The 23,682-nt window shown below is 50.7% G+C and carries 25 protein-coding genes; 20 read left to right on the forward strand and 5 right to left on the reverse strand.

Going from position 1 to position 23,682, the window contains the following annotated elements; genetic code table 11:
* Positions 1–239: 239 nt before the first annotated feature.
* Both L692_RS0104985 and L692_RS0104990 read right to left on the reverse strand, forming a co-directional pair.
* Positions 240–485, reverse strand: coding sequence for a ParA family protein (locus L692_RS0104985; RefSeq protein ID WP_025697746.1), 246 nt, complete (start codon positions 483–485; stop codon positions 240–242).
* A 464-nt stretch (positions 486–949) separates the two neighbouring features.
* Entirely contained in the window at positions 950–1,222 is a 273-nt protein-coding gene (locus L692_RS0104990; RefSeq protein ID WP_025697748.1) for a DUF6809 family protein, read from the reverse strand.
* Between the two features lie 398 nt (positions 1,223–1,620).
* On the opposite strand from L692_RS0104990, the gene L692_RS0104995 reads away from it, so the two are divergent.
* The 16 genes from L692_RS0104995 (at position 1,621) to L692_RS0105075 (ending at position 16,263) form a co-directional block, all read left to right on the forward strand.
* The gene (locus tag L692_RS0104995) at positions 1,621–1,851 is read left to right on the forward strand and encodes a helix-turn-helix domain-containing protein (protein WP_025697749.1); all 231 of its coding nucleotides are present in this window, start codon (positions 1,621–1,623) and stop codon (positions 1,849–1,851) included.
* A gap of 419 nt (positions 1,852–2,270) precedes the next feature.
* Positions 2,271–3,206, forward strand: a complete 936-nt coding sequence (locus L692_RS0105000; protein ID WP_269636714.1) for a hydrogenase small subunit — start codon at positions 2,271–2,273, stop codon at positions 3,204–3,206.
* Between the two features lie 17 nt (positions 3,207–3,223).
* Complete coding sequence (locus tag L692_RS0105005; RefSeq protein ID WP_025697751.1) at positions 3,224–4,642, forward strand: nickel-dependent hydrogenase large subunit; 1,419 nt, start codon at positions 3,224–3,226, stop codon at positions 4,640–4,642.
* Between the two features lie 2 nt (positions 4,643–4,644).
* Positions 4,645–5,121: a HyaD/HybD family hydrogenase maturation endopeptidase gene (locus tag L692_RS0105010; RefSeq protein ID WP_025697752.1), complete on the forward strand. Its 477-nt coding sequence runs from the start codon at positions 4,645–4,647 to the stop codon at positions 5,119–5,121.
* On the forward strand, positions 5,114–5,455 hold the full coding sequence (locus L692_RS0105015) for a hydrogenase maturation nickel metallochaperone HypA/HybF (protein ID WP_025697754.1): 342 nt from the start codon (positions 5,114–5,116) through the stop codon (positions 5,453–5,455). Before L692_RS0105010 ends, L692_RS0105015 begins: the two co-directional genes overlap by 8 nt.
* On the forward strand, positions 5,456–6,118 hold the full coding sequence (hypB, locus tag L692_RS0105020) for a hydrogenase nickel incorporation protein HypB (protein ID WP_025697756.1): 663 nt from the start codon (positions 5,456–5,458) through the stop codon (positions 6,116–6,118).
* Between the two features lie 17 nt (positions 6,119–6,135).
* Positions 6,136–6,366, forward strand: coding sequence for a Sec-independent protein translocase subunit TatA/TatB (locus L692_RS0105025; protein WP_025697759.1), 231 nt, complete (start codon positions 6,136–6,138; stop codon positions 6,364–6,366).
* Between the two features lie 20 nt (positions 6,367–6,386).
* On the forward strand, positions 6,387–7,136 hold the full coding sequence (gene tatC / locus L692_RS0105030) for a twin-arginine translocase subunit TatC (RefSeq protein WP_025697761.1): 750 nt from the start codon (positions 6,387–6,389) through the stop codon (positions 7,134–7,136).
* Positions 7,129–7,887 (forward strand): twin-arginine translocase subunit TatC, encoded by a 759-nt coding sequence (gene tatC, locus L692_RS0105035; protein WP_025697763.1) that lies wholly within the window; start codon positions 7,129–7,131, stop codon positions 7,885–7,887. The genes tatC (L692_RS0105030) and tatC (L692_RS0105035) overlap by 8 nt, the downstream gene beginning before the upstream one ends.
* A 12-nt stretch (positions 7,888–7,899) precedes the next feature.
* Positions 7,900–10,266, forward strand: a complete 2,367-nt coding sequence (gene hypF / locus L692_RS0105040; RefSeq protein WP_025697765.1) for a carbamoyltransferase HypF — start codon at positions 7,900–7,902, stop codon at positions 10,264–10,266.
* Complete coding sequence (locus tag L692_RS0105045) at positions 10,239–10,463, forward strand: HypC/HybG/HupF family hydrogenase formation chaperone (RefSeq protein ID WP_025697767.1); 225 nt, start codon at positions 10,239–10,241, stop codon at positions 10,461–10,463. Before hypF ends, L692_RS0105045 begins: the two co-directional genes overlap by 28 nt.
* The gene (gene hypD, locus L692_RS0105050) at positions 10,456–11,541 is read left to right on the forward strand and encodes a hydrogenase formation protein HypD (protein ID WP_025697769.1); all 1,086 of its coding nucleotides are present in this window, start codon (positions 10,456–10,458) and stop codon (positions 11,539–11,541) included. Before L692_RS0105045 ends, hypD begins: the two co-directional genes overlap by 8 nt.
* Before the next feature lie 12 nt (positions 11,542–11,553).
* Positions 11,554–12,564 carry a hydrogenase expression/formation protein HypE gene (gene hypE, locus L692_RS0105055; protein ID WP_025697771.1) on the forward strand — a complete coding sequence of 337 codons (1,011 nt, stop codon included), beginning with the start codon at positions 11,554–11,556 and terminating at the stop codon, positions 12,562–12,564.
* 101 nt (positions 12,565–12,665) lie between these two features.
* Positions 12,666–13,670, forward strand: a complete 1,005-nt coding sequence (locus L692_RS0105060) for a HoxN/HupN/NixA family nickel/cobalt transporter (RefSeq protein WP_025697772.1) — start codon at positions 12,666–12,668, stop codon at positions 13,668–13,670.
* A 552-nt stretch (positions 13,671–14,222) separates the two neighbouring features.
* Positions 14,223–14,903, forward strand: coding sequence for an HAD family hydrolase (locus L692_RS0105070; protein WP_025697776.1), 681 nt, complete (start codon positions 14,223–14,225; stop codon positions 14,901–14,903).
* Between the two features lie 130 nt (positions 14,904–15,033).
* Positions 15,034–16,263 carry a mannitol-1-phosphate 5-dehydrogenase gene (locus tag L692_RS0105075; protein WP_025697777.1) on the forward strand — a complete coding sequence of 410 codons (1,230 nt, stop codon included), beginning with the start codon at positions 15,034–15,036 and terminating at the stop codon, positions 16,261–16,263.
* A gap of 105 nt (positions 16,264–16,368) precedes the next feature.
* Here the strand turns inward: L692_RS0105075 and L692_RS0105080 are convergent, their stop codons facing one another.
* Entirely contained in the window at positions 16,369–17,739 is a 1,371-nt protein-coding gene (locus tag L692_RS0105080) for an MATE family efflux transporter (protein WP_025697778.1), read from the reverse strand.
* Positions 17,740–17,933: 194 nt separating this feature from the next.
* Between L692_RS0105080 and L692_RS0105085 the strand changes: the two genes are divergently transcribed.
* Together L692_RS0105085 and L692_RS0105090 are read left to right on the forward strand one after the other, a co-directional pair.
* Positions 17,934–19,139: a macrolide family glycosyltransferase gene (locus L692_RS0105085; protein ID WP_025697780.1), complete on the forward strand. Its 1,206-nt coding sequence runs from the start codon at positions 17,934–17,936 to the stop codon at positions 19,137–19,139.
* Positions 19,140–19,177: 38 nt separating this feature from the next.
* On the forward strand, positions 19,178–20,401 hold the full coding sequence (locus L692_RS0105090; protein WP_025697782.1) for a macrolide family glycosyltransferase: 1,224 nt from the start codon (positions 19,178–19,180) through the stop codon (positions 20,399–20,401).
* Positions 20,402–20,486: 85 nt separating this feature from the next.
* Here L692_RS0105090 and L692_RS0105095 read toward each other — a convergent pair whose 3' ends face one another.
* On the reverse strand, positions 20,487–20,960 hold the full coding sequence (locus L692_RS0105095) for a MarR family winged helix-turn-helix transcriptional regulator (protein ID WP_025697784.1): 474 nt from the start codon (positions 20,958–20,960) through the stop codon (positions 20,487–20,489).
* A 226-nt stretch (positions 20,961–21,186) separates the two neighbouring features.
* On the opposite strand from L692_RS0105095, the gene L692_RS0105105 reads away from it, so the two are divergent.
* Both L692_RS0105105 and L692_RS0105110 read left to right on the forward strand, forming a co-directional pair.
* Positions 21,187–22,164 (forward strand): aldo/keto reductase, encoded by a 978-nt coding sequence (locus L692_RS0105105; protein WP_025697785.1) that lies wholly within the window; start codon positions 21,187–21,189, stop codon positions 22,162–22,164.
* Complete coding sequence (locus L692_RS0105110) at positions 22,157–22,672, forward strand: GNAT family N-acetyltransferase (RefSeq protein WP_025697787.1); 516 nt, start codon at positions 22,157–22,159, stop codon at positions 22,670–22,672. The genes L692_RS0105105 and L692_RS0105110 overlap by 8 nt, the downstream gene beginning before the upstream one ends.
* Positions 22,673–22,760: 88 nt before the next feature.
* Here L692_RS0105110 and L692_RS0105115 read toward each other — a convergent pair whose 3' ends face one another.
* Entirely contained in the window at positions 22,761–23,591 is an 831-nt protein-coding gene (locus L692_RS0105115) for a sulfite exporter TauE/SafE family protein (RefSeq protein WP_025697789.1), read from the reverse strand.
* Positions 23,592–23,682 lie beyond the last annotated feature (91 nt).

Raw genomic sequence — 23,682 nt, forward strand, 5'->3', positions numbered from 1 at the left:
GGTTTAGGAGTTTACACAATCTATTTTACAGACTCTGTCAGTCTGTTATTGCCATAACCAATATTTTCATCGCTTTTTTGATAGAACGCAATTTGCGATACTGGACCTTTTTATTATTTTTGGAGATCTTCTTGCTCAAATTCACTTCTCAGTGAAAAGCTCTTCGTGTGACCCGACAGCATCCTACCAGGAAAGCTGAACGCCTTTGCTATCCGTCATATAGCCGACAAGACCATTGCCTACTCCTCTGCCGCGGGGAGCGAATGATCGCTCATAATGGCATCCAAAATGTTGCACATGCTGATCGGTAGCTGGTCCGGCTGTTCGATCCCGAAGCATAGGGTGAGATTGCCTTGCGGGTCGAAATCTACCAGGAGCACCTTTTTGTTTTCATGGGATAAGGCATGAGCGAGGTTATAGGCGGATGTTGTTTTGCCCGTTCCGCCTTTCTGATTGGCGATGGTAATGATCTTGGCTATGGTCATGGAACCCCCCCTGGAGCCTTTGCTCCGTTCATTTGTCAATGGCAGGGAGCGGTCTGGTTCTCTCCGAGTTCTTCCCAACGTCCAAAATTGGCCGCTTTTTAGGTCATCGCCGGGAAGCCTTGCAACGCTTGAAAAAAAGTAAAAAACCCGCGAAAAACCCTGATGTATCAAGGCTTTTCGCGGGTTATATTTTCTCTTTCAGGGACTTAAATTCCGCTACAGTCGGAATTGCGATCAAGACTTAAAATCCTGCGGTAGGTACTACCGTAACCTGTTCGATCCCGGTCCTCGGCATCTAATCTATAGGTATTTGGAAATGATCGCATGGCCCCGTTATTAAGTGGGTGTCTGTGCGATTTTTCGTGTCCAAAACATTCAGGCATTCGCTCATGGCATTAGCCGAAATGGGATTATATTCCTATAATGGCGAAGAATCAGGAAAGGCAATCAGTTTTACGAGCAAGTTAATCCTTCCCTGTTAATATCTCAACCATGATTCCAGCTCCAAGCCGGAAGCCGTATGTAAAAGAAGAGGCCAGCTCCATTCCATGCGTCTGAGCATATAAGTCCAGCAGAGCCTCAAGTTCCTCAAGCTCCTGCTCGGAATGCCGATTTTTCCAAGCTTCCATTGCCTCGGATGTCTTTCGGCTGATCTGTCGATAATCCGGGTCGCTGGAGATCGCTTTAGCATCGGGACACAGATTGCCATGATACAATTCTTCCAAAAGGCTTCTCATTCCATCCATCCTATCTGTAAAAATATATAATATAGCGCTTTAACCTTGCCGAAGCTAATGAAGTTTAAAAAGAATCCAAGCTCAATTAGAAGCGCTGTCCCCAGTGGGGCCTTCTCTTGATAAGCTGCTGACAGATTACCGCGTAAGCGACGTTCAATTATCAGATAAATCCTATCTAAAATGTCAATGAAAGTTCTGCTTTCACGCGGTTCTATTCGTAAAATGACATTTTGCTATTCCTGACTTTCTCTCGTCCCTGAAGCACACATTTCTCTGAGATGGCACAGGTATCTTTTTTCTTGAATAGATAATATCATAAAAACTTCATTTTGTAGAGTATACTACGTGGATTATTCTTGGCAGATAACGGAATAATGAATCAAAAAGAGGTATTTTCCTTGAAATCAGAACAAATATTTGGACAAATTTTAAGGACAATTCGCAAAAAACAGAAAATGAGTCAGGAGAATTTGGCCTTTCGAAGTAATCTTGATCGAACATACATATCTATGTTGGAGCGTGGCGTTCATCAGCCAACATTAAATTCTTTGCTTGCAATCGCCAGTGCTTTAAGCATGAAGGCTTCAGAATTGGTGAAACTCGTTGAAAATGAGATCGAAAAAGAATGAGCGACCATTGTAATTATTTCGGAATGACTGTGCGAAAACGCATGGTCATTTTATGTTTGAGTAAGTGTTGATAAACAAACGCTGAATACCACCCGAGCGCAAGGGAGAAATGAAAGGCAACTTGAACAGTTGACTAGAAAGATACATTGATGGCAGTCTACCGCTTCTTTAGGAGCGGTTTTTCTTTTGCTGTTAACTTTCCCAATTTCACTCCATTAACTTTTAAATTATAAACGTTTTCCAACCACTATACTTAGCTTTCACACCAACCTTCTGCTGAGATTACCGCGAATAGCGAAGAAAGCAGTCAAATTTTAGGGAAATTTATCCAAAAAGTTTTCAATTTGTTCATTGATCTTTCTTTCTCTGTCCCTTTATAATCTGGTTGTATTTCCCATAGAAAGAAAGTGGTTCCATGAATAGGAGACTCCCAATTCACTAAAAGGAGTGATGAGATGAAGATTAATCGGAGAGACTTTCTCAAGTGGTCGGTAGCGGCTGTGGCAGCGCTGAAGTTGGAGATGGACATGGACAAGCTTAACACGGTGATGGCGGCGGAATCGGACCCGCCGGTCATTTGGCTGCTGGGCTCGGGTTGCTCGGGCTGCAGCATATCCACGCTGAACGTGACGAATCCGACGACCATCGAAGATGTGCTTCAGAACAAAATCAGCATGAAGTATGACAGCACGCTCATGGCCGCCTCAGGCGAAAGTGCGATGCAGGCGCTTGAAAATGCGGTGAATCAGTATAACGGACAATTTATTCTTGTGATCGAGGGCGCCATTCCAGGAGGATCTTCGAAAAACTACTGTATTATCGGTGAGCAGAACGGAGTCCCGCTCACCATGTACGATGCTGTACTTAAATATGGTCCGAAAGCCAAATATGTCGTGGCGGCAGGGACCTGCGCCTCCTTCGGCGGTGTGGCGGCCGCTGCCCCCAACAGCACAGGATGCGTATCCGTTAAATCGCTGCTGAGCGGCAAAACCGCGAACCCGGTCGTCAATTTGGCAGGGTGTCCCGTGAATGCGACGGTAATGGTGCAGACGCTGCTTGATTTAATCTTGACTGGTGTACCTTCTCTCGACAGTTACAGCCGCCCGAGAAAATATTTCAGCACAGACGTACACAGTGTTTGTCCAAGAAGAGAAACAGAAGAAGTGTCCCAGCCCGGAATTTACGGCTGCTATGAGGAAATCGGCTGCAAAGGCCCCGATAACCAATCGCCATGCCCGTCGCTCAAGTGGAACAACAAACAAGGCTGGTGCATCCAATCGAATTATCCGTGCATCGGTTGTACATCTCCCGCATTCCCGTTAAATCCTGTCATTTCCGTCTCAAGCGACGACTAAGAAAGGGTGAAATTACAATGAGCACAATCAAGCTGGACCCGGTAACTCGTCTGGAAGGACATTTAAAGGTCGAAGTCACGCTCGATGCCAATAATGCGGTTGCTTCAGCCACTGTGGCCGGAATGCTGTTCCGGGATTTTGAGAACATGCTGCTGAATCGGCCTCCAAGGGATGCTGCTTTCCTGACTCAGCGGATTTGCGGTGTATGCCCTGTCCCTCAAGCCGTTGCTTCCTCAAAGGCCGTTGAAAAAATAAAGGGCTTTAAACCAAATCTCCAGGGGTTATTGCTCCGGAATCTGATTCAAGGGGCGAATTTTCTGGACAGCGGTATCACGCATTTTTACCATTTATCGTTACTGGACTATATTCAAGGTCCGCAGATGAGCCCATGGACGGGAGGCTACACGCAGGATCTAAGGTTCAATGCCGCCGATACCCAAACGCTGACGGATCACTATATTTCGGCGCTGCAAATCCGCAGAAAAGCCAACGAAATGGCGGCTATCTTCAGCGGTAAGCTTCCCCATGCCGCGAATATTATTCCGGGTGGGGTAACCGCCTTGCCATCGTCAACGGAAATCACCAACTTCAGAAACTATTTGAACGAGATTCAGTCATTCATTTCCAACACTTATCAATCGGACGTCAACATGCTGGCCTCGGCTTATAGCGATTACTACAACGTGGGCACAGGGTACGGCAACCTGATTACCTTTGGCGTATTCGACACGAATACTTCCGGAGGCTTGTTATTCCCTGCCGGCACTGTCATCGGCGGAACGGTCGGCGCATTTAATGAAGCGAACATTAAGGAATACAATAAATATTCCTATTACTCCTCTCCGAGCGGACAAGCCCCGGCAAGCGGTACCACAACTGCGAGCTACGGCAAGAGCGGAGCCTACACCTGGTTGAAATCTCCACGGTACAACAATACGCCTTTCGAAGCGGGACCGCTGGCCAGAGTATGGGTAAGCGGCGACTACCGCAGGGGCGTATCCGTTATGGACCGGCATATGGCACGATATGTGGAAATGTCCAAACTTGTAAGCAATATGCAGACGTGGTTGAACCAATTGACAGCAGGGGCCAGCGGCTTTACGAATATCGGCGCTCCCGTTTCGGGCAGCGCCTCCGGCTTAACGGAAGCTCCCCGTGGCGCGATTGGTCATTGGGTATCGGTATCCAGCTCCAAAATTTCCAGATACCAGATTATTACTCCGACCTGCTGGAACGCCTCTCCGATGGACGACGCTGGCAACCCGGGTCCTGTGGAAAAAGCATTGATCGGCACCCCGGTGGCTAACCCGGCCCAGCCTGTGGAGCTGCTCCGCATTGTGCATTCCTTCGACCCCTGCACCGGTTGTTCCGTGCATGTCATGTCCCCGGAAGGCGTGGAAATGTCCAAATTTGTCGTTCAGCCTCTTGGCAAATAACGATGAAGGACACGGCGGTCATTGGGATAGGCAACATACTCTTGAAGGATGACGGCATCGGCGTCCATACCGTCCGGGAATTGGAGCAAGAAGATCTTCCGTCCACTGTTGAACTGGTGGACGGGGGAACTTCCACCCTTGCCATGCTGAGCTATTTTCTGGAGTGCCGGAGAATTATCGTTATCGATGCGTTGAAGGCAGGGCTTGAGCCCGGAACGATCTACCGGATCAGGCCGGAGGATATTGCGGGCTACAATAAGGAGAATTTATCTATTCATGATGTACAGATTTTGGATGTGGTCCAAATGGCCCGCATGCTCGGCGCCGCTCCGGACGTAATTATATTCGGCATTGAGCCGCAGGAGATCGGGTTTGATCTGGAATTGTCGGATCTTATGAGGAGCAAGATTCCTGAAATCATCGGGCTTCTTAAGCAAGAATTGAGCCTTGCGGAGCAGGAGGAGACGAACTTTGCATGAAGCGGCAATTGTGGAAAGCGCCTTGGAATTGATCCTTGCGAAAGCCGAAGAGCACCGTTTGAACAAAATCAAACGCATCACGGCCAAAGTGGGAGAACTGTCGGGTGCCTTTCCGGAAGCGATGCAATTCGTGTTTCAAAGCGCATCGCAGGGTACGGTTGCGGAAGGAGCGGATTTCATCATCGAACAGGTGAAAGCAACAGCCTCATGCGGCAGCTGCGGCATTACGTTTCCTATCCGTTATTACCATCCCGTGTGCCCTTCGTGCGGCGGGCTGGAGAATCAGGTTCTTACAGGTTATGAGCTGTATATCGATACGATGGAGGGTGATTAAATGAGCAGCATTAAAGTGGTTACCAACATCCTGAAGGTGAATGACGAGCTAACGCAGCAGAACAAGAAGCTGATGAACGAGAAGGGCCTCTATGTAATCAATTTGATGAGCTCTCCCGGGTCGGGCAAGACTTCCATTCTGGAGAAAGTGATCGCCAAGCTGAAGGATGAAGTGAAGATTGCGGTAATCGAGGGCGACCTTTATACGACAAAGGATGCCGAAAGAATCGAGGCTCACGACGTGCAGGTCGTGCAAATCAACACCGAGGGCGGGTGTCATCTGGATGGACAGATGATCCGGAACGCCTTAAGCCATTTGAACCTGGATGACACGAACCTGCTGATCATCGAGAATGTCGGCAACCTGATTTGTCCCGCATCGTTTGAGCTTGGGGAAGATCTGATCATCACCGTGTTAAGCACGACGGAAGGAAACGACAAGCTGATGAAATATCCGCGCATGTTCGAGAAGTCCGGTATTGTCATTTTAAATAAAGTCGATTTGCTGTCCTATACGAACTTTGACAAGGATGAATTTCACAAGGATATCCGGGAGATCAATCCCAAGGCGAAGGTGCTTGAAACTTCCTGCGTGACCGGCGAGGGGATTGATGAGCTCTGCGCCTGGTTGAAGGAAACGATCTCGATCTCGAATCCAGTATAAAAAAAGGAGTGTTACCTATGCCTCATATCGGTTTTGGCGAACTTATTGTTATTCTGGTCATTGCGCTGATTGTGTTCGGTCCCGGCAAGCTTCCCTCCGTGGGCGGCGCCATCGGCAAAGCCTTCTCTGAATTCCGGAAAGCATCCAGGGAGTTAACCGGGGAAGCTGCCAATTCCACCGCTGCCAACGAGCCAGTTCCGGTTCAAGCGGCCACCGTTACTCAAGAAACAAATGAAGTCAAATCGTGATCGTCTCATGGTGAATGTTTATGGTGGAGAGTGAAAATATCGTAAACGCTGTTCGCTGGCTGGGAAAATTCCGCATTCGCATTCTAGCGGCGGTGTTGGTTGTTATCGTCTCGGCGACGGGCGTATATGCGGTGTCGGACCCGCTTCTGAAGCTCTTGTGCCGTCCGCTGCAGGATCATCCGCTGTTCTTTATGACGCCCGTAGACGGAGTGATGACGAAGCTGAAGGTGGCGATGTACGGAGGAATTGTGGTGTCCTTTCCCGTTCTGGCCTGCCTGCTCGTGTCCATATTCGCCCCCCTGCTGGAGCGCGGCATTCGTCTCAAACTTTATTTTTTGGCCATTCCGTTCGCTGTCGTTCTATTTGCGGGGGGAATCGTTTTTGCCTGCGAGTTTATTCTGCCGAACACTGTTGATTTCCTGATCCAGAGCGGGGAAGGGGTTCTGAAGCCGATGATTTCGGGGAGTGCTTATGTGTCGTTTATGGCCTTCTTTTTGATCTCGGTGGCACTGGTCTTTGAACTGCCGATCGTGATGGTTGCCCTGTCGAGAATTGGTCTGATTCATGCCAGAATGCTGATGAACAAGCGGAAATTCGCGGTCCTCGGAATTGTGATCGTCCTGGCGGTTTTGTCTCCCACCCCCGATGCGTTCTCCCTTCTGGCGGAATCGATACCGGTGGCGGCGCTGTATGAAATCAGTATTTGGACGATTTATCTTCTGGAGCGAAAGAGCATGGCAAGGATGAAGCGTGTGACGACCCATGATTAATCGAACCTCGCTGCAAGATACGGATCAACCGGTGCTGGAACATTTGGCGGAGCTGCGCAGAAGATTGATTGTGACGCTGGCTTCCGTCATCGTTCTGACCGCCGTCATTTATACGAAAGCGTTCCTGATTGTGGAGATTCTAAAAAAATCCGTTGGGAACCAGGGTCTTGAACTGGCGTTTTTTTCGCTAACCGGAGCTTTTGTTCTAAGGGTCAAGCTGTCTTTTATTGCATCCCTCATCACGCTGTCTCCGTTCATCGGCTACCAGCTGTTTGCTTTTATCGGCCCTGGCCTGACCGCCAAGGAGCGTAAAGTGCTGCTTTCGGCGGTTGTTTATATGGTTCCCTGTTTCGTGCTCGGCGTCGTTCTCAGTTATGCGGCGGTCGTTCCTGTTGTATTGCACGCACTTCTTACATACGGAAATTCTTATATGAACGCTGCCTTGTCGGGCGAGGAATACCTCAGCTTCATTGCCATGCTGTGCGTTGTTTTCGGTCTTGTATTCACGCTTCCTTTTCCGCTTATCGCGCTCGGGAAGCTGGGGCTCCTGCGTTCCTCCTGGATGAAAAAAGCGAGGGTCTCCGTTGTGTTCTCCGTATTGATCGGGGAAGGTCTGCTCGCGGCTGACGTCACCTCGGTTATTCTGCTCGGCGTGCCTTTGATTCTGATTTATGAAATCAGCCTGAGAGTCGTCATACGGATGGAGAAACGAAGGGAGGCGGCGTCATTATCACATCCAGGAATGGAATGAGGGCGAACAGCTATGTTAAGTGAGGTCATCCGGGTGGATGTCCAAGTGAAGGGCATTGTGCAGGGGGTGGGCTTCCGCCCGTTTGTATACCGGCTTGCGCAGCAGCATGATTTGACAGGTTGGGTCGTGAATGATGCGGGCGGAGTCAGACTGGAGGCGGAGGGCCACAGGCCAGATATTGATGCTTTTTTGGTTTCATTGCGAACGTCCGCCCCGCCTCTTTCCCATATCGAGGAGCTGACTGCGGAAGTGCGATCCCCGGCCGGATACGCGGAATTCCGCATAAAAGAGAGCGTTGGCGCCGGGCCACATGAGGTGCGCCTCTCGCCGGACATTGGCGTTTGTGAAGATTGTCTCGCGGAATTGAAGGACCCGGACAACCGGAGGTTCCGCTATCCGTACATCAACTGTACCAACTGCGGACCCCGGTTTACCATTACCGTTCAAGTCCCGTATGACCGGAAGCATACGACCATCCGGGATTTCGGGCTGTGCGAGGATTGTGCGAAGGAATACCATGACCCGGCGAATCGCCGGTTTCATGCTCAGCCGGTGTCATGTCCAGTCTGCGGCCCCTCGGTATATCTGCTGGACGCTTCCGGCAAAAGGCTGAATACGGCTGATCCGGTAGCGTGCGCCGCCGAACAGTTGAAGTCGGGCTCCCTTCTTGCAATCAAGGGCCTCGGCGGCTATCACCTCGCTTGCGACGCGACGCAGGAGGAAGCGGTACGGGAGCTCCGCGCGCGCAAGCGGAGGGACGGCAAGCCGTTCGCCGTTATGGCGGATACGCTGGAGACGGTTCTCCGCATCTGCGCGGTGACGGAGAAGGAGCGGGAGCTTCTCATGAGCCCCCGGCGGCCGATCGTCCTGCTTCCCTTGAAGACAGAGGCGCGGGGACTTCTTCCGGCGGCGGATTGCCTATCCCCCGACAATGATATGCTCGGCGTGATGCTGCCGTATACGCCGCTGCAGCATCTGTTGTTTCAGGAAGGTTTGGAGCTGATGGTCATGACGAGCGGCAACCGTTCCGGCGAGCCTATTGTGTACCGCGACGAGGAGGCGGTGCCGACTCTGCAAGGAATCGCCGATTATTACCTGGCTGGTGAGCTGCCTATCCATATGAGGACGGACGATACGGTAACCAGTGTGTTTCGGGAACGGGAGTACGTCATTCGCAGGTCACGGGGGTACGTCCCTTATCCGGTCGATTTGACTGCTGCCGTTCCATCGGCGGAAGGGGAGCCGCACAAGTCCGGTCATCTTCCCATTTTGGCTCTGGGGGGAGAATTAAAGAACACGTTTTGTCTGGTCAAGGACCGCAAAGCGTTTGTCAGCCATCATATCGGCGATCTGGATAATCTGGAAACGCTGGATTCCCTGATCGGCGGGGCGGAGCATTTCCAACAAATGTTCGCAGCCAAGGCTGGAGTTTTGGCCTACGATATGCACCCTGGATACCGCTCCTCCCAGTATGCATCCGAGCAACAGAACGTGGTCAAGATCCCCGTTCAGCATCATCATGCCCATATCGCTTCCTGTATGGCGGAGAACGGCGTTTCCGGTCCGGTGATCGGGGTCGCCTTCGACGGAACGGGGCTGGGCGAAGACGGGCATATCTGGGGCGGCGAATTTTTCGCCGGGGATTACGGCGGATTCGAGCGCATGGCCCGCTTCGGGTATGTCCCGCTCCCCGGCGGCGACGCGGCGGTCAAGGAGCCTTGGCGGATGGCGCTCAGCTATGTCATGAACGAAGAAGCGGCGGAGCCGCCGGCCGATTGGCTGAATACCATCGAGCCGTACAAACGGGACATCGTAAAACGCCAAATCCTTCAGCGCATTAACACGCCGCTCACCAGCAGCGTCGGCAGGCTGTTTGATGCCGTGTCGTCCTTGGCCGGTTTATGCCACTATGCCGAGTACGAAGGCCAGGCGGCCATTCGTTTGGAAAGGGCGGCGGATAAGGAGGCATCCCGGATTTATCCATATGACTTGAAGGCTGTACAAGGCGTTCTTGAGATCGGCACAGCTCCTCTGATTCGGGAGCTGGTTCGGGAGATTCGGGAAGGAGTGGGCATTTCCGAAATATCCGGAGCCTTTCATCGGACCTTGGCGGCAATTACAGGGGATGTTTGCCGGCGGATTCGGTCCGAGCGGGGGCTGAACGAGGTGGCGCTCAGCGGCGGTGTGTTCCAAAACCGCTTGCTGCTTGCCTTTACGGTCGATGAATTGGAGCGCAGCGGGTTTCGCGTATGGCTCCACAGCAAGGTGCCCGCCAATGATGGAGGGCTTTCACTGGGCCAGGCGGCGATCGCGCTGGGCAAATATCTCACACAGGAAGGGATGCGGGAATCATGTGTTTGGCAATACCCGGAGAAGTAGAAAGCGTATGCGGAGACAGGGCGGTGGTCGATATTACCGGTATCCGGAGGGAAGTGTCCATTGCTCTGGTTGACCCGGTGAACGTCGGAGATTACCTGCTCGTTCACGCGGGCTGCGCGATTGCGATTATTGATAAGCAGGAAGCCATGGAGACGCTGGAGCTGCTCCATCAGTTGGCGGGGAATATCCATGATTAGCGAATTGGAACAATTCAGAAGTGAAACGCTGACGGAAGGTCTGGTGAAGGCAATCCGGCGCTATGACGGCAGGCCCGTTTCGATTATGGAGGTATGCGGCACCCATACGATGGCGATTTCCCGTTACGGCATTCGGGAATTGCTGCCGCCAAGCGTCAGGCTTATATCAGGACCGGGGTGTCCGGTCTGCGTAACCCCGAGCTTTTACCTGAAATCGGCTTTGGAGCTCTGCAGGAGAGAGGATACAATTCTGGCTACATTCGGTGACATGATGCGGATTCCGTATAAGGGCGCCAGCTTGCTGACCGAGAAGGCGCTGGGCAGGGATATCCGTATGGTCTATTCCCCGCTGGATAGTCTGGAGATCGCCAGGCAGCATCCGGACAAGAAGGTTATCTTTCTGTCTGTCGGATTTGAGACGACGGTTCCGGTCACGGCCATTGCGGTTCTGGAAGCCGCTCGGCAGGGACTTGACAATTTCATGATCCTGTCTGCCAATAAAACGATTCCGGCGGCGATGCATCTGCTGTCTTCGGACCCCGAGGTCGCCGTTGACGGGTTCCTGTATCCCGGTCACGTCAGCGCGGTCATCGGTTCCGGGCTGTACGAGGAGCTGGCTCAAACGTACGGAATTCCGGGAGCCGTCACCGGGTTCGACCCTGCGGATATTTTAGGCTCGATCCTGTACGTTCTGGAGCAAATCCGGGATAACAAGGCCGAAGCCGCCAACTTATATTCCATGGTCGTTCAGCCGGGCGGCAATCCGATTGCCCGGGGGAAAATCGATGAGGTATTCGAGCCTTCGGATGCCGTGTGGCGGGGAATCGGACGGATTCCGGGCTCAGGCCTGCGGCTTCGCGAGAAGTACAGGCCCTTTGATGCCTGGAGCCTGGTAAACGGCTCCGTGGAGGAGCTGGACGAGGAAGCGGGCGGCTGCCGCTGCGGGGATATTCTGAAAGGGAAATGCCTCCCGTCCGATTGCAAGCTGTTTGGAAAGGCATGCACGCCCGAAACCCCGGTCGGTTCCTGTATGGTGTCCAGCGAGGGGACTTGTGCGGCTTATTACCGATACCAATAGCGGGAGGAAATCATGAGCGAAATCATTACTTTAGCCCACGGCAGCGGGGGGAAGCTGACCCATCAACTGATCCGGGGGATCTTTCAGAAGCGCTTCCGAAACGATTGGCTTCTTGAGGGCGGCGATTCGGCGGTACTGGAAGCTCTCCCGGGCCAAATGGCGTTCACCACGGATTCGTATGTTATTCATCCGCTGTTTTTCCGTGGAGGGAACATCGGGAAGCTGGCCGTCTGCGGGACCGTTAATGACCTGGCCGTCTGCGGGGCTATTCCCAGGTATATTAGCTGCGGCTGGATCATCGAAGAAGGGTTTCCTATCGAGGAACTGGAGAAGATTGCGGAGTCGATGGCGTCGGCCGCACAGGAAGCCGGTGTATTTATTGTGACCGGCGACACCAAGATCGTTCCGCGAGGCTGTGCGGACAAGCTATTCCTCAACACCTCCGGAGTGGGCTTTATTCCCGAGGGTCTCCGGCTGTCCCCTACCTTAATCCGGCCGGGGGATCGCGTGATCGTCTCCGGTACGATCGGGGATCACGGAACTGCAATTCTGATTGAGCGGGAACAGCTTCAGGTGGAAACCGGACTGGTAAGCGACTGTGCGCCGCTGAACGGAATGCTGGAGCTGGTGACGGCCTCGGTGGGCGGCGCCGTAAGACTTATGCGGGACCCGACCCGCGGCGGCGTAGCCACTACGCTGAACGAATTTACGGAGGGGCAGGGCTTCGGCATCCGGCTGGAGGAACATGCGCTTCCCGTAAAAGGAGAAGTGAGCGGTCTATGCGGCATGCTGGGAATGGACCCGCTGTACATAGCCAACGAGGGCAAAGCCATTCTGGTGGTCGATGGTGCCCAGGCGGACAGAGTATTGGAACTGCTGCGCAGCCACCCCTACGGACAGGACGCCGCCGTGATCGGGGAAGTTGTCGTGGATCATCCGGGTAAGGTGTATATGCGTACGCTGGCCGGAGGCCACCGCATCGTCGATATGCTGGTAGGCGATCAACTGCCCCGAATTTGTTAAACGGCGTACTATCCCTATTTGTGGAAGAAATTATTATGGCCAGAGTTGCAGGATATCTGTAAGTAAGAAGCGTGAGCGCTTTTACGGGAGAAGGTGTATTTATGAAGAGAATTTCCTCCAGTAACGGCTATATCTACTTTCTGGTTGTATTCGCGCTGCATGTGCTGGGGGTAGGTGGATTTCTCACGGCAGCAGCCAGTCAGCCAGAGCTGTGGGGGCTTGGCCTGTTGGCTTATACGCTTGGTCTGCGCCACGCTTTCGACGCCGATCATATTGCGGCCATTGACAATACGATCCGGAAGCTGATCGAACGGGAGAGAAACCCTTTAGGGGTAGGCATGTATTTTTCGCTGGGGCACTCGACTGTCGTCTTTCTTATGGTGCTGGGAATCGCGCTCTCGATGAATTCGCTAGTGCTAGGCAATCCGGCTGTACGTGAAATCGGCGGGATGATCGGTACGTTTGTTTCCGGGTTCTTCCTGATCTTCGTCGGACTGATTAATGTGTTCACGCTTGTGAAGCTGTTGGGCGGAATTCGGAGGGGGAAGGACCGGACAGAAGGGGATTTTGAACCGGGTCATGGGCATGGACCGAAGGGGCTGTTGACCCGATTATTGACTCCTGCCTTTCGAATGATCAACAAAAGCTGGCATATGTATCCGCTCGGATTTCTGTTCGGTCTTGGCTTTGATACGGCGACGGAAGTCAGTCTGCTGGCGATTACGGCCAGTACCGCGAATCAATCGTTCTCCATGATCGGCATTTTATCTCTGCCGCTGCTGTTTGCCGCCGGAATGAGTCTGATGGACACGATTGACGGCGCGATTATGACCCGAGCCTACCGGTGGGCATTTATATCCTATAAGAAAAAAACAGCTTATAATCTGATCGTTACCGGTGTGTCGGTTGTATCCGCGTTTCTTATCGGGGCCATTCAGCTCGTTCATTTAATTGAAGTACGATGGCCGCAGTCTTTCCGGTGGGTCAACAGTCTCGGTATCGATCACCTTGGCTACGCTTTGACCGGATTTCTCATTGTGAGCTGGATCATCTCGATGATGATTTGGAAAGGGATGAAAGGCAGACAGGCCGTTGACGGAACGTGAAATTTGAGTGCCCTCTCAGACATCTTCTGAGGGGGTGTTTTTGTATGCACCAAGCTCCCAAGCGTTCGGAGCCTCCCCCACGATACCCGAAATGATCCATCCATCCAATGGCTTGACGTTCCTTCCTGTTCTCTCACAGACCTGACATAACAGGCCAAAAGGACAAGTTTAATAAAAAAATTTTCATAAATTTAAAATCAACTGAAATTTTTCTCTGCCCGGCCCGGAAATTCGCTACGTCCCGGCTCCTGGCGGCTCAGAAGGCGCAAACCCTTGATCTTATGCGGAAAATCAATGCTCGGGCAGCTCAAAAAAGCGTAAAATTTAATCGTTTTCATTTCAGTGATTTTTTAATGAAAAACGGGCTTGGCAATTGGAAAAGTAAGCGGTACCATTCGCTGGAATTTATGCTGCCAAGCTTGACGCAATTACGTATGTTTGTTACGGTTTTTACAAGCGAATGACAGCTGATCTGCATTTTTGCGAAATAGAAATATTATTTTGATGATGCGAGGGATGTTGACTAAACGGACAAAGAGGAGATGGTTGATCTTGATCAAAGGACTGATTTTTGATTTTGACGGAACGATTATCGATACGGAGACGGCTTGGTACACCGCATTTCAGGAAGCCTACAAAGAATATGAGGTTGAACTGACGCTTGAGCAGTACTCGACTTGCATCGGAACTAGTCTGCACAGCTTTAATCCTTACGAATACCTGATGACTGATTTGAAGCTTGATATTGACAAGGATGAATTCAGAAAGGCTGTCCGGGCAAGACATAGCCAGCTGATGGAGCAACAGGCGATGCGTCCGGGCATTCAGCATTATCTGGATTCGGCCAAAGCAGCCGGACTGAAGATTGGGCTTGCCTCAAGCTCGGATCGAAAGTGGATTGACAAGTATCTGGACCAGCTCGGTATCCGCGAATATTTCGATTGCATCTGCACCGCGGACGATGTCGAGAACGTAAAACCCGATCCGGAGCTGTATCAGAAGGCGCTATCCTGCCTTGGTCTGAAGCCTGAAGAGGCTGTGGCGATCGAGGATTCGCCGAACGGCTCCAAAGCTGCTGCTGCGGCCGGTCTGGATTGTGTCGTTATTCCGAATGAAATTACAAGCTTCCTTACATTTGAAACTCCGCATCACAAGACAGAAAGCTTATCACACCTCGATTTTGACCATGTGCTTACCCGCCGCTGCTTCCAAAATATGAATCTCCAGGTTTAAGACTGACTGATGTTCACTTCTTTCCGACTGACCAAGGTTTAGGGAGGAACAGGTGTACACTCTAAATTCAGACTTTCATAGTTCCTGTTCCTCACGGCCGTATATTAAATTGACTAAGGGGGACGCCATTGTGAAAGCCGTACATTTTGGAGCAGGCAATATTGGCAGAGGGTTTATCGGCCCCGTCTTGTCTCGCTCCGGTTACAAGGTTTGTTTCGTCGGACGCAACAAGAGAAAGATTGCCGAACTGCAAAAGAGAGGACAATATCCGGTTACCTTGGCTAACGAGAACCGGGATAAATTTATAGTTGATAATGTGACAGCCATTAACTTGAATGACACCGAGAAGGTGGCGGAAGCGATTGCGGACGCGGAGCTTGTCACGACTGCTGTCGGAGTCTCCGCGCTGAAGGATATTGCGGGAACGATAGCCCGGGGCATCGAGCTGCGGCTGAGCCGGAGCAGCAAGCCCCAGCCCCTGCATATTATCGCCTGCGAGAATGGAATTGGAGGAAGCCAGCGGTTAAGAAAATCCGTCTATCGGCATTTGCGGCCGGACGTGATCAAGCAGGCCGAACGCAGCGTGGCGTTTCCGAATACGATGGTTGACCGCATTGTGCCCGTCCAGAAGCATGCCGATCCGCTGGAGGTCATGGTTGAACCTTTCAGCGAGTGGATCGTCCCTCGAAGCGGGATGATCGGCGATTATAACGAGATCCAAGGGGTCCGTTATGTTGATTCTCTCGATCCGTATCTGGAAAGGAAGCTGTTCACCGTAAATACGGGCCATTGCAGCGCCGCCTATTTCGGATATCTTGAAGGCTATACTACTTTGCAGGAAGCGATGGCCGATCCTGGCATTCGTGCCCGCGTATACGGGGTCTTGAAGGAGACAGGAGCGATGCTGGTGCGCTTGCACGGATTCGACCCGTCGCAGCATGACAAATACATTAAGAAAATGATGGAGCGCTTCGCGAACCGCAATTTCAAGGATAAGGTTTCGCGGGTGGCCAGATCCCCGCTCCGCAAGCTGTCCCCGAACGAACGGCTCATACGGCCTGCGCTCAAGGCGCATGAGCTTGGACTCGAAACCTCTCATCTGGTCTCGGCTATTGCCTCCGCGCTGCTCTATGAGAATCAGGATGATCCGGAGGCGGTAAGTCTGCAAATGGCTATCCGGAGTTCGGGCATTGAACAGGTATTGTCCGAGGAATTGGGCATTCCCGCCGAGCATCCGCTGCACAGCCGCATCTTGGAGGAATACTTCAACACTTGTATTCAATATAAGCATAAGGCCGGCTTGGGATTTGAGGCGATAGCCGATTCCTTAAGCAAAGCGGCGATATCCGATAGCCCGTAATTGCGGCTTGCTGCAAGGTTTGAGATACCGCAAGACAAAAGAGACCGCATAACTGTGGTCTCTTTTGTCTTTTGTGGTGCGCTGCGGCGCTCGTATATCAACAGCTCAGCTTCTCATTGGCTCCGAGCGGCCGCCTTTCATTTTTTTGTTGAAACGATACATTAAGAACAATGCCCTGACGAACAGATCTATTGCAATGGACAGCCATACTCCCGCAATTCCCAGCCCGAATGAAATACCGAGAACATAAACGCCGATAACCCGAATGAGCCACATGCCTATGGTTGTACTGTACAATGGGCTTTTCGTGTCTCCCGCACCCTGTAGCGCTCCTGCGAGCACTAATCCGATGGCCAGAAAGGGTTGGGCGAAGGCATCTATACGCAAGGCTGTAATGACCATGCCTGTCACGTCAGGCTCATGGGTAAACCATGATGCGGCAGCGGGGGAAAGGAAGAATAGCAGAACACCGACGAAGGACATGAACAGGACAGCAATCAAGGTGGCGATTATTCCGAATTGATAGGCGTCCTGCCGGCGCTTCGCCCCCAAGCTTTGCCCTACAAGCGTAGCGGCCGCCACTGCCAGCCCATAGCCGGGCATGTAAGAGAACACCTCGATATTGCCCGCTATCGTATGGGCGGCATAGGTATCGGTGCTGATCCGGACGATCAAGCCAAAGTATAGTACCTGACCGAAACGCATGATAAGTCTTTCCATAGCGGCAGGCGCGGACAGTTTCAACAAGGGGAATGCATAGGTACGATTGAACATAAAGCCCTGGGTTATCGGAAACGATAATGTCGTCTTTCGGATATGAAGATAGAGAAGAGCAGCGCCCGCGATCCGCACAATCGTGGTTGCCCATGCCGCACCTGTAAGGCCAAGACCGTTAAACCCGGCAATCCCGAAAATGAGCACATAATCCAGAGGAATATGAAAGACGTTGATCCAAAGTCCGATCTTCATAGGGGTTTTGGTATTCCCTGCCGCTCTTAAAATGCTGCCGAATACCGTCATCAGCGAAATCAGAATCGAGGGTACGGCAACAATACGGAAGTACTTCACGCCTTCGGTTATTACATTCGGCTCCGCTCCCATTATGCGCAATAAGGCTTCGGCAAAGAAGAAAGTCACGACGCCAAAAAATAATCCGGCCGCTGAGGCTGCCCATGTGGCCTGTCTGGCAATAGCTTTCGCTTGTTCTAAATCTCCTGCGCCCACATTTTTCGCGATCATCGAAGAGGTGCCCACACCCAGCGCCATGAACACAGCTATATAAACCGCTAATATCGCGTTTGTCACACCGACGGCCGCAACCTCTGTCAACCCAAGCCTGGATACAAATAAGGTATCCACGAACCCGACCACTGTTTGAAAGAAATTTTCAATCATGGCAGGAATAGCTAGAGCAAGTATGATCCTGGCCTTCTGACCCCGCGTTGCACCCGGCAGCTCAAGCAGATTTGTCGACACAGTATCCCCTCCGGTATTTTAAGTTGCGATTGGAATAATTATGAGTTTTATTTTATCCCCCCTGGGGGGATATGTAAATGAAATTGTCTGTTTTCTGTAAAATATGCTCGATTTAGTTGAACTCTTATTTTACTTAAACTATAATTTATGGCATCACTTGGTATAAGTGTGAATTGCAAATGGAGGTTGATCCTGTGAAGAGAATTCATATTGCAATGATTAATGTTCCTGCTTACGGACATGTTAATCCAACACTCGCCGTTGTATCTGAACTCGTAAAAAGAGGCTATAAAGTGACTTATCCCACAACAGAACAATTTTTGCCTGCTATAAGTGAGACAGGGGCAACCCCTCTTCTCTATCAATTAAATGATACTCAATTTGACGGCGAGCAGATGATGGAAGACGTGAAGATGAGAAACCCGAATCTCCCGTTGACGATCCTTGAACAAGCCATTTCCTTTTTTGCTCAGTTGGAGCAGTTGTATAAAGATGAGCTTCCGGATTTCATTCTGTTTGATTTTATGGGACTTGCAGGAAAATTGTTTGCGGCCAAGCACGGGATAGAGGCGGTACGGCTATTTTCTTCCTATGCGCTGAATGAGCATTTCTCGTTTGCCTCCGATTTTCCAGACGAAACCAGGAAGGCAATGGCGTCGGTGCTTGAGGCTTGTTCCGAGAAGGAAGGGATTCCGGGTCTAACCGTTGAGGAGCTGTTTCGTGCGGAAAAGTTGAATATTGCCTTTCTACCCCGGGCCTTTCAGCCCGAATCGGACACCTTTGATGAACGCTACCTGTTCACCGGCCCTTCGCTTGGAACACGCAGCTATCAAGAGAGCCTGCCCCTCAGTGAAATTCATGATCGCCCTGTCCTGCTGATTTCGCTCGGTACTGTATTCAACCCATGGCCGGAATTTTATAAAATGTGCATAGAAGCTTTTCGCGATTCCAAATGGCAGGTGATTATGTCCACCGGGACCAAGATTGATCCCGAAACTCTGGGGGAAATCCCAGGCAACTTCATTGTTCGCCAGCAGCTCCCGCAGCTCGAAATTCTTCCGCATGCCAAGCTGTTTATCACTCATGGCGGCATGAACAGTACGATGGAAGCGTTGAGCCACGGTGTACCCATGGTCGTCATTCCCCAAATGTTTGAACAGGAAATCACCGCCCGCCGCGTAACCTTGCTGGGACTCGGGCAGCATTATCTGCCGGACGAAGTAACCGTTCAAGTATTGCAGCAATCGGTTCAGGAAGTGTCAGAGGACGAGCAATTGAGGAAGCGTGTGTATGACATGCAGAAGCAAATTCAGGAAGCCGGTGGAGCTATCAAAGCCGCTGAAGGAATTGAACAGTTTATAAATGAAACGAGCCGACAAAATGCACATGCTGCACACTAAAGTCTTTTAAATATGGAATAAAGGGAGAGTGTGAACATATGTCAAAAGTGCTTTTTTTAAGTGTCCCGGCTCACGGCCATGTTAATCCTACACTGGGATTAGTCCATGAATTAATCCATCAAGGCGAGGAGATTACTTATTTTTGCTCAGAGGACTTTAAAGAAAAAATCGAAAACACAGGCGCTGAATTCAAGAGCTACAAGGTAGAATCCCCCTTATTTAACAGAAAGAACAACTCGCCTCAAAACATGGGGATCGAGAGCCTGTTCGACAACATTAACGAAATGCTCAAGGTGAGCGATAAAATGATAGAAGATGTCTTGCAGCAAATTCAGGACCGGCATTTTGATTATATTATGTATACAGCGATGTATCCTTTTGGCAATGCGATAGCCCAAATCCTGAACCTTCCTTCGGTTTCTTCCTTCGCCGTATTTGCCACTCCCCGGGAGCTTATGGCTCTCCACAAAGAATTCAACAGTGAGGAGGTTTTGAAGAATCATCCCGCTGTAGAGACCTATAAACAAGTTGCCAAGCAGTTAAAAGAAGTCTATAACGTGGATATGCCGGGCAACCCGATGGGCTTATTTTTTAACAAAGGCGACCTTAATATTGCCTATACTTCCAAGTACTTCGTCTCACATCCCGAGTATTACGACGACAGCTTCCTGTTTATCGGACCCCCGATCTTTGACCGGAAGGAAAATGTGGAGTTTCCATTTGAACAATTGGAGGGCAAGCGCGTCATCTATATTTCGCTCGGCACGGTGTTTAATACGGATACCAGGCTGTATGAGCTGTTCTTCAAGACGTTTGCCGACACCGATGCGGTTGTGGTGATGACGGCGTATAATGTGGATTTATCCGGACTAAAGATTCCCGGTAATTTTATCGTAAGAAACTATGTGCCCCAATCGGAGATTTTAAAGTACACGGACGTCGCCATCACGCATGCGGGCATGAACAGCACAAATGATTTATTATATAACAACGTGCCTTTCGTAGCGATACCTATAGGAGCAGACCAGCCTTATATGGCAGGAAGATCGGCGGAGCTCGGAGCGGCCATTTCGCTTGACAAGGATAACCTTACGCCGGAGCTGTTAAAGAGTTCTGTGGAACAGGTATTAAACGACCCGAGCTATGTTGAAAATAGCCAGAAAATAAGTGATTCTTTTAGACAGGCCGGCGGTTATAAAAAAGCGGTAGAAGAGATTTTTAAATTTACTCACAGACAACGGTCTTCTATCTCTTTCCATTAAAGCTGCCTTAGCGTCAGATGCGTTCGCTCCATACAAAACCCACGGAGAAAGAGTCATTTTCCCTGTGGGTTTCTTCATTAATATATCATCCGCTGTTGCCGAATCTTCGGGATATTTTGATCTCGCTGTCCGTACCCTTAACTTGCAAGGAAAGCAGAGCGTTCAGATCGTTAAGAGACAGATGTTCAAAAGAGTTGATTTTGTCCATAATCTCACCGTTGAATATTTCTTCCACACGCCGAATTTCAGAAATCAATTGTTCTCCTTCAGGCGTCAAGGAAATAATGATCTTTCTGCTGTCATGCGGGGAAATCTCTTTATCAATGTACTGCTTATCCATCAGTCTCTGTACAAGCCGGCTTGGGTGCTGGGAGTTGCACAATAATAAATCCCCCAGCTCGGCAATGGACATGGGGCCAAATTTGGCCAACACTGTGAGAACTTCGCTTTGGCTCGGTGTAATATCGAGTCCATTGGACATGAGCAGATCGGTGAAACGATGATTTCCTTCCCGCTGTGCGCATTGAATCAAGTAACGTAATTTATCGATGGCCTCCAAGCGCCTTCACTCCTTATGCACTCAGTATAGCATATATGTGCCTTGACATATAACTGCTTATTTCATAATATATGTCTAGACATATATGTCGGGGCGTACAATGGAGGAGGAGAGTTGATGAAGATGACGGTGTTGGTAACGGGAGCAGCAACGGATACGAACTTTTTCAAGATGAATCTGGTGTCCAATATTATGGTTAAACGAATTGATAAGGGAGGCTTGTAATATGAGAAAAAGAGTGCTCGGCTCAAACCTTGAGGTATCTGAAATCGGCCTGGGCTGTATGGGAATGAGTCAATCCTATGGGGCAACCGATGAACAAGAAGCCATTAATACGATTCATTATGCGCTGGACAACGGAGTTTATTTTCTGGATACGGCGGATATGTACGGAAATGGGCACAATGAAGAACTGATCGGCAAAGCCCTGGCTTCTTATAAGGGAACTGAGGAAGTCATCATTGCTTCCAAATTTGGAATTGTTAACGGAGATGATATAACCAAGCGCTACATAGACGGCAGCCCGGAATATGTCAGATCGGCGATTGATAAGAGCTTAAAGCGTCTAAACCTGGAATATCTGGATTTATACTATATTCATCGTGTAGATAAGACTGTCCCCATTGAAGAAACCGTTGGCACGATGTCCGATCTGGTCAGAGAGGGGAAAATCAGACATATCGGCATTTGTGAAGCGTCGCTTGAAACGATTGAAAGAGCCAATAAGGTTCATCCGATTACCGCCGTGCAATCTGAATATTCACTTTGGAGCAGGGATGTAGAGGCGGCGATTTTGCCCAAATTGCAAGAGCTTGGCATAGGCTTTGTCCCGTACAGTCCGCTTGGCCGGGGATTCTTGACGACAGGCTTCCAGTTTGAAGAGCAGGACATGCGAAGATTCTTACCGAGATTCCAGGATCAAAATTTATTGAATAACCAGAAGCTGGTGAATCAGCTTACCAAAATAGCGGAAGCCATGAATATCAAGACAGCTCAGCTGGCGCTGGCCTGGGTACTCCATAAGAGCGAAAATATTGTGCCCATTCCCGGAACCAAAAAAATATCTCATCTGACCGATAATATTGAAGCAACCGATGTGCTTTTAAATACCGAACAAATATCTGAACTGGACCGGCTGTTCGACAGTGCGGCCATTCAGGGAACGAGGTATCCCGGCATCCTTATGGAAGAGATCGATGCATAGGGAGCGGGAGCTTCACATTCAACTGCTGGCCTCTGGCGAAACGCCGCCTTATGAACTGCTGCTGCTGGCTGACCCGTCCCGCGAGCTGGTAGACCGCTATCTGAAGCAGGGGATCTGTTATATGGCCGTGCTGCCTGGTGAGGCTGTGCCGGAGAAGCCGGTTGGCGTCTTTGTGCTGCTTCGGGGAGAGGCGGGAACCGTCGAAATTATGAATATCGCCGTAAGGGAAGAGGCGCAGGGCAAGGGGATCGGAAGGAAATTGCTTCAAGCCGCCATTGAAATAGCGAAAGCATCGGACGCCCGGGCCATCGAGATCGGCACAGGGAACTCCAGCCTGCAACAGCTGGCGCTTTACCAGAAATGCGGATTTCGGATCATCGGCGTGGACCGCGACTTTTTTGTACGGAATTATGCGGAAGCGATCTATGAGAACGGCATTCAGTGCCGGGACATGATCCGGTTAAGGTATGAAGAAGACGGGGAGACAACACATAAGGCTGTAAAATAACATAAACCCGCGAGAAGCCTTGTTGTTCAGGTGCTATCGCGGGTTTGTTGTGTACGGGATTGATTCTATGGACGTCTGTTGTGAAGAGCTATGCCTCCGTGACTGCCGCCGCTTCTTTCTTCAAGGCTTTTTTGAACATTTTCACCGCGGAAGCGATCAGTATGGCGCCAAGTACGAGCTTAAGCCAACTGGAAGATACGTAGCCGATCAGCATTCCGCCGATAAAGGAACCGATAATGGAGCCGATGCCCATGGGCAGAACAAGATCCCGCAATTCGGACTTCTGCTTGTAGGCTCCGTTGGAGCCATGTCTAATGATGCCGATCAGCACCGTTGGCAGACTGATGAGAATGCTGGCTGTGCCTGCGATTTTGATATCCAGCCCGAATACGAGAATCAGAGTGGGGATAATCAGCTCTCCGCCGGCCACCCCGAGCAGGCTGCTCACAATGCCAATGCATAGGCCAAAGAGGACTCCAACAATAATCGCGGCGGGAAGCTTCATCGGGATGCCGCCCGATACAATGGGATGAAAGGATTCCACCAGAAGCAGGACGCCAATGCCGACCAATAAGACGAGAATGACCTTCTCCAGCGCGCGTTCCGACAGATGCTTCGAGTAATTGGCGCCCGTGTAGGCGCCGATCATCCCTCCGGCAATGAACGCGAGGATAATAGGAATATCCTGGACCAGATCGCTTACGGCGATTTTGGGAAGGCGAAAGATCAGCGAGGAGAGGAGCGTAATTAAACTGACGGCCAAATTAAAAGCTACCGCTTGCCGGGCGGTATAACGGAATATACCAACCAGCACGGGTAGACGAAACTCGGCGCCTCCCAGTCCGATTAAGCCTCCCAGGCAACCGATCGGCGCGCCTGTGATCAAAGCGAGGAATGATTTTCTTCCACTGTCTGCCATTTAACGACAACCTCCTTAGGATAACAAAAACATATATAACATGGTGAAAAAAATCAGGATTATGTACTAAAACAAACTAAACCGAATAAAA

This window comes from Paenibacillus forsythiae T98, from assembly GCF_000520735.1.
In the GTDB taxonomy this organism is placed as follows: domain Bacteria; phylum Bacillota; class Bacilli; order Paenibacillales; family Paenibacillaceae; genus Paenibacillus_AQ; species Paenibacillus_AQ forsythiae.